The sequence below is a fragment of the Borreliella burgdorferi B31 genome (assembly GCF_000008685.2).
Lineage (GTDB): Bacteria > Spirochaetota > Spirochaetia > Borreliales > Borreliaceae > Borreliella > Borreliella burgdorferi.
In genome coordinates this window covers 24,703-30,885 of sequence record NC_000953.1, presented here as the reverse complement: position 1 = coordinate 30,885, position 6,183 = coordinate 24,703, and the positions used below count along the sequence as shown (strand labels likewise).

Below are 6,183 nucleotides of genomic sequence, written 5' to 3'. Positions count from 1 at the left end.
TTACAAAAATCTTTGATTGCCAAAGTGAACACTTCGCTCTCTATATCCTAAAGACAACATCAAATATGCTGCAGATATTGCATCAAGAGCGTCATCATGGGTTTTATTATCCCCCTTATACGAATAAATATCATTAAATACGGAAGAACTACTGTACTTTGTAATATAAAGTTTTTTGTAAGTAAACGGCGTAATTAACGTTGTTATTCTGCTAAATTTATTAGACTTTGGCTTAACTGGAACAATTCTAAAATATTGGCTTATATTACTTCTTAGCAAGATGTATTCACGGGTCAATCCACCAGCACCTTTTGTATTATCTCTATCCTCTAAATACAGTGTATGCACATTGAAATTTTCTATAACAGTCTTTACCATATTCATAATATAAGGATCATTAGCTGGTCTTTGGTCTTGAAATACAAAAGCATAATACTTATCATCAACTCGCTCCATAACACATAATGCAGTGTTATCCCCTCCAACACTAAATGCTGGGTCTAAATATGCTATCGGGCTAGTAAATACATAATCATCAGTAATATTTATTTGTGTAAAAATTGAATCAGTGCTTGCTATCCACTCACCTAACAAAACTCTTGCTTTATATGATGGTATATCTTTATATAGCTTTTCTTGTGTTTCGACAAATCCTTTACTAAGTAGCACATTATCATAAGTTGTAAACTTATATGTCTTAAAGGTCGCTATATTATCAATATAATCGGTTTTAAAATAGTGTTCTGGATGATCAGGATTAGTATCAAAAATAATAGTTTCTTGCCCGCATCTTAGTCTTTTTAAGACTTCCTCTAAAGTTTGCTTGTGTAAAGTTGTAGCCTCATTAACAAAAATAAGTGCCGAATTACTTCCCCTAAATCTTTCAAAATCACTTGCCTTATCTCCTCCATATAGATTAATACGTAGTGAATCAATCAGAATATATGAATTATTTGTATGTCTTGGAATATAAGGAATTTTAAGAAGTTTACATAGCTTTTCAAATTGCCCCAAAACATTAACTTCAACTGAACGTTGTGAATTCCCTATAATGAAATTATTAGTATCACTAGAGTATAACTTTTTATTTTCAATTAAACTTTTTAGAAAAAGATAACATGCAAGATACGTTTTGCCACTAGCTATGCCTCCGCTGAGTATAATCTTCTTTTCATTATTCTTTTTAATGCTTTTTATCACATTTTTTTGTTTTAAAGTTAACTGTTCTTCTTCAAACTTATCAAAATTAATTGAAGAATTTGTTAGCTTTACAAATTGTGATATATCAACTCCATATTTATTTTTGTATTCCTTTTGTAGTGTTGTAAAAAGTTTTGTTTGATATAAGTTCACTTGTGCCCTTTACTATTTTTGTAGTTACTTTTGCTTTCAGCTCCATTAACCGTAGCAAGTTTTTTCATACATTCATAGTAAAGCTCCATTTCTCTTATTGAACACTCTTTTATATATTCATCAAGCTCGCTTTTTAAAGAATTAATTTCTCCATTAACAACTTGCTTGTTTTTTTTACTACTTGCTTTATTTAAAGCGTCAATTTCGGCTCTTAAATTTTCTATTTTAGTATGCATACTAAAAAGCTCAACACTAGAATATTGCTTAAATGCATTTATAAATCCTAATTCTAAATTAGACCGCTCTACATCCAATTCGCTTCTAACTTTCCTAGCGTTAACTTCTGATCTAAAGGTTTGCGACAAAAGGTGTTCAAAAGTATCTTCACTAATTGTTACTCTAGAGTCCCCGTTAACAACACTTTCTCCACTTTCCCACTTTTGTCTCATTCTCCACACATTTACTTTAGAAACTCCTAATTTCTTCGCTATTTCTACATCACTTAACGATCCTTCTCTAAAATATGCAACATAATCATCAAAAGATCTTTTAACTTTTTTCAAAAAAATCCTCTAAAATAACAAAAGTAACAATTTGTTACTCTAAATAGTAAAGCAATTTGTTAATTGTTAACATAAACTGATAACTTCTTGATATTTAACAGGGAATATCTGTTAGCTTTTATTGATTTAGTTCGCTGCTATTTCTATAATTTTTGATTTAGAAATAGCAGTTCACTAATTTATTGCATATAACTATAAATTAACTCTACTTTTTCGAAAAAGTATTTCATTTCATTCATAAGATTCTTACTGGTGAAAAGTCTTTTATCATAATAGTGTATACTCAAAAATAAAATATCTCTAAATTCTTTAATCGCATCTATTTGAAAGTCTAATTCTGATACTTTTTCTCTTATCCCATTAAGAATTTGGCAAACAAAAATCAAAAATTCGATAGATTTATCTTCTCCTAATCTTTCTAAACATTTTTCTAGCATTCCTTCCTTGTAGCTAAAATCAACTTTGAAACTTTGAAATTTTTTTGTTAGATTTTTTCTTTTCAAAGTGTCTTTAACAAATTCTTTTTCCGATTCTAAAAAAACACTTTTTCCGGTTTTTATTACGTACTTTTGCATTTTTTCAACAGCACTGTATATTTGTCTTTTTTGCTTTAGAGTTATTTGGCTAGTTAAATAGAGCTTGTTTATAAGTTTATCTATTTCTTTTTTTGTTTTCTTATATAAATTATCATAAAAATCTGAAATCTCATTTATATTCATCATAACTCTAGAGAGTATATAAATAAACAATATTTTGAGCAATAGTTTTTGGCATTTTTTGAATGAAAGTTTTGATAGAAAACATTTCTATATTTATAACAATGAAATCTACAAAAAAATAACAACTAGTCATTTTTTTACTAGTTGTTATTTTGTGTATACAAAATTTAGTTATATCTAAAATTAATCTTCTTCATCATAATTATCCTCACTACCAGCAACGTATTCTTTAATTTCTTCAAAATTATCTTTATCTTCAAGATATTCTTTAACTTCTTCTAATTTTGATTTTAGTTCATCTAAGTCTGATTTAATTTCGCTAACACTTACATTTTCTTTTAATTGGGGTTCAGTGCTTCTAGTATCAATAATATATGCTTTATTACCCTCATTTAATTTGGTTCTTAAATTATGTCTAGTATCACTCAATTCTTTTAATAGCTTTCCTAATCCTTCGTCGTTATCATCTTCCAAATCCCCCCAAGTTTTGTATATAGCTTTATTCCCATCAGTAAAATCATCATATACAGGCCCTGTAATTCTATCTATAACACCTTGTGCCCCCACACTAGTTTGCTCTTTTATAACATCAATATTTCTATTGATTTCATCTATTTTGCCTGTAAGTGTTCTAATTTCGTTATCAACTTGCCTTTTTTCTGCCTCTTTTCGTTGTTCTTCTCTTTCTTTTTCTGCTTTTCGTTTTTGTTGTTCTTCTTGTTTTTGTCTTTCTGCTTTTTCTTTAGCTTCTTTTTCTGCCTTAGCTTTTCTTTCTTGCTCTTCTTCTCTTTTTTGTCTTTCTTGCTCTTCTTCTCTTTTTTGTTTTTCTTGTTCTGCTTTTCGTTTTTGTTGTTCTTCTTCTTGTTTAGCTAATTCTTGTTTGTTTCGTTCTTCTGTATTCTCTTGTTTTTCTTCTTTTCCCTCAACTTTAGCTTCGGATTCTTCTACTTTTTTCACTTTCTCTTCTTGTTGACCATCACTTTGTTCCGCTGCTTTTAATATTGGTGTATTATCTTGACTATTTTCTGGCAATACTGGTGACGAATTTATTACACCACTATTAGGATCATCACCCTGCATTAATTCATCTTTATTGTTTTCTTCTACACCCTTTATTTTATCTTCTTCTTGTAATTTTCTTGCTAATTCATCTACTTTTGAACTACTTGAAGTAATTTTATCTTTTGCTGGATCCAAAGCCTTATCTATAAATCCTTTAATTTTCCCTTTTGCATTTTGTTCTAAATCTTTAATTGCATAATTCTTACAAGAAAGTATCAGCGCAAAAACTGCACAAATAATAATTGTTTTTTTATTCATATACGCTCTCTCCTATATTTCTAACTTCTATTTTAAATTTCTTTTAAGCTCTTCTAGTGATATTGCATATTCAGCTATTTTGTCTCCCCCCGCACTGTTATTAATTTTATCTCCTAAAAATGTAATATATTCAGTATCATTAATTTTTTCTATCTTTGTTTTTATCTCTTTATTCTTAATGACATTTTTATCACTTTCTTCGTCATTATATCCATAATACAAACTAGTTTTAAATGATCCACCTTCAGTCATTGCTTTTATAAAGTTATTAATTTCTTCCTCTTCTAATGAAAAGAATGTAGCCGAATGTCCCCCAGCGTTTAAACCCGTTTCAATACCATCTTTTTCTTTTCTTACAACTAAATCTCCTAAGTCTGCCCAGTTATTACTATTATTCTTATTTTTAATTTTTACAGTAAATTCAGAGAATTCTATTTTTTTGACCTTTACCTCTCCATTGCTTTGCTCATCATATGAAGTATGAATCTTGCAAGCACCTATAAGTATAAAAACAGCACAAATAATAAACATTTTCATTTTCTTATTCATAAATTTCTCCATAAGTCCTAATCATACCACAATACATAATAAATGCAATATTTCAAAGATTTAAATATATAATTTTGTTACATTCAGCTGTTACATTTTAACAAAACGCAAATGTAATTTTAAACAACTCCCCAAAATCTCTCCATTGCAAATGCACTACTCATTACAAAAGACTATAAAACACATACAAATTAAATTTCAAAGTCTTTGCTATATATTAGCTAAAGTATGTAGTCTTTCTTAGCCGACACCCTCAGAAAATGCCCATTCTATTTATAACAGCCTCCCTACAACCCAAATTTCTCATGCAATGAGAACTCACAAAATTTGACTAAAATTTTTCGTTTTTGGTACAATATAAATTACTATTTTTATCTATTTTTATTACTTTTACTTAATTTAAAAGTAACACCTTCAAGGAGAGGATTTTATGAACACTAATAATTATTTTAATTTAAATAATTTCAACATGGATTTTATGCTCAAACTATTTCAAGATTATCAAAATGTGCTAAATGAAAATAAAATTCTTAAAAATTCACTAAAAATTTCTTCTAAGCCTACTAAAAAAGCTTCAAAACCAACTCCTAAGTTTTATTTGACCCCAAAAGCTATCAAAATAATTGAAAAATGCGTTAAAACATTAAAAAAAATTGACCCTATTTCTGGTTGGTTTCTACATCTACTCGCAATAAGTGGGTGTAGGGGGGCCGAAATTCAAAAAGTAAAAATGCAAGATATTACTCCTCTATTAAACAAAACTGGAGAAACTTTTTACAATATAAAAGTTAATATAGCTAAAAAAAGAAATGTCACTTGTATTAGAGAAATTGTCATCAAATCTGAAGAATTTGAGGCTATTCAAAAAGCTCACGAAAATTATTTTAACGAAAAAAATCTTGACTCACGGCGTACTTATCTTTTCCAAAAAACCAAACATAAATTTAAAGATAACCAAATTGATATTATCAATATTTCTAGAAAATTTAAAAATCTTCTCAAAAAATCAGGATTTCGTGCCAATAAATCTCTCCATTTATTTAGAAATTTGTTTATTTCATATTTAAAATCTAATGGTTATAATTCTTTCCAAATTAAAGAACTTATGAAATATCATTCAACTTCCGAAATTGATAATATCTACGGCCTCTCTGCTGCTAACAAAATTCACGCTTATAAATGCATGAAAAATAACCTTAAACTTTAAAAAAACTACTTTAGTCTAAATATACGCTTTGAAGTTACTTTAAATATTTTCCCACGAGGCTTCAAGTCAAGTGAATCATATAATATTTCTTTATTTTTTGTTGCTATAAAGTGATATCCATTAACCTTATCGATTTTAACTTCACTTATTTCAAATTCATTGGCTGCACCTAAATAATTTAAAGATTCATATCTCACGCTACTTCTAATTCCGTAATAATTAAGTATCATACATGGATTTATAATAAAACAATTACTCTTAATGTATCCAAGTCCTATAAATCTATAATACGCTGCATTTATCTCATAAGCATTAAATTCACGTTTCTTAAATAGGCTTGTATAATAATGTAGACACAAAAAGTAACAACCCCATTTTTGTATCTCCGGTCTTAAAGTTCTATTATCTTGTTTTATTTTATTAATAAGCATTAATTAATCCTCCTATATTAAATTTATTTTTTTAATTTTTT

At 28.0% G+C, this 6,183-nt stretch carries 7 protein-coding genes; 1 reads left to right on the top strand and 6 read right to left on the bottom strand.

All coding sequences use genetic code 11. From position 1 onward, the window contains the following. The 5 genes from BB_RS07105 to erpA form a co-directional block, all read right to left on the bottom strand. A complete protein-coding gene (locus tag BB_RS07105) occupies window positions 1–1,353 on the bottom strand; it encodes a PBSX family phage terminase large subunit (protein ID WP_010883866.1) in 1,353 nt (450 codons plus the stop codon). After that, window positions 1,350–1,916 carry a DUF603 domain-containing protein gene (locus tag BB_RS07100; protein WP_010883742.1) on the bottom strand — a complete coding sequence of 189 codons (567 nt, stop codon included), beginning with the start codon at window positions 1,914–1,916 and terminating at the stop codon, window positions 1,350–1,352. The genes BB_RS07105 and BB_RS07100 overlap by 4 nt, the downstream gene beginning before the upstream one ends. Window positions 1,917–2,095: 179 nt before the next feature. Then, a complete protein-coding gene (locus tag BB_RS07095) occupies window positions 2,096–2,635 on the bottom strand; it encodes a DUF643 domain-containing protein (RefSeq protein WP_010257458.1) in 540 nt (179 codons plus the stop codon). Window positions 2,636–2,818: 183 nt separating this feature from the next. Next, entirely contained in the window at window positions 2,819–3,955 is a 1,137-nt protein-coding gene (locus BB_RS07090) for an ErpB (RefSeq protein WP_010883724.1), read from the bottom strand. Between the two features lie 27 nt (window positions 3,956–3,982). After that, window positions 3,983–4,516 (bottom strand): plasminogen-binding protein ErpA, encoded by a 534-nt coding sequence (gene erpA / locus BB_RS07085; protein ID WP_010883723.1) that lies wholly within the window; start codon window positions 4,514–4,516, stop codon window positions 3,983–3,985. Window positions 4,517–4,934: 418 nt separating this feature from the next. Here erpA and BB_RS07080 point away from each other — a divergent pair, with 418 nt between their 5' ends. Continuing rightward, window positions 4,935–5,711: a site-specific integrase gene (locus BB_RS07080; protein WP_010883864.1), complete on the top strand. Its 777-nt coding sequence runs from the start codon at window positions 4,935–4,937 to the stop codon at window positions 5,709–5,711. 5 nt (window positions 5,712–5,716) lie between these two features. Here BB_RS07080 and BB_RS07075 read toward each other — a convergent pair whose 3' ends face one another. After that, entirely contained in the window at window positions 5,717–6,142 is a 426-nt protein-coding gene (locus BB_RS07075; RefSeq protein WP_010883833.1) for a DUF261 domain-containing protein, read from the bottom strand. Window positions 6,143–6,183 lie beyond the last annotated feature (41 nt).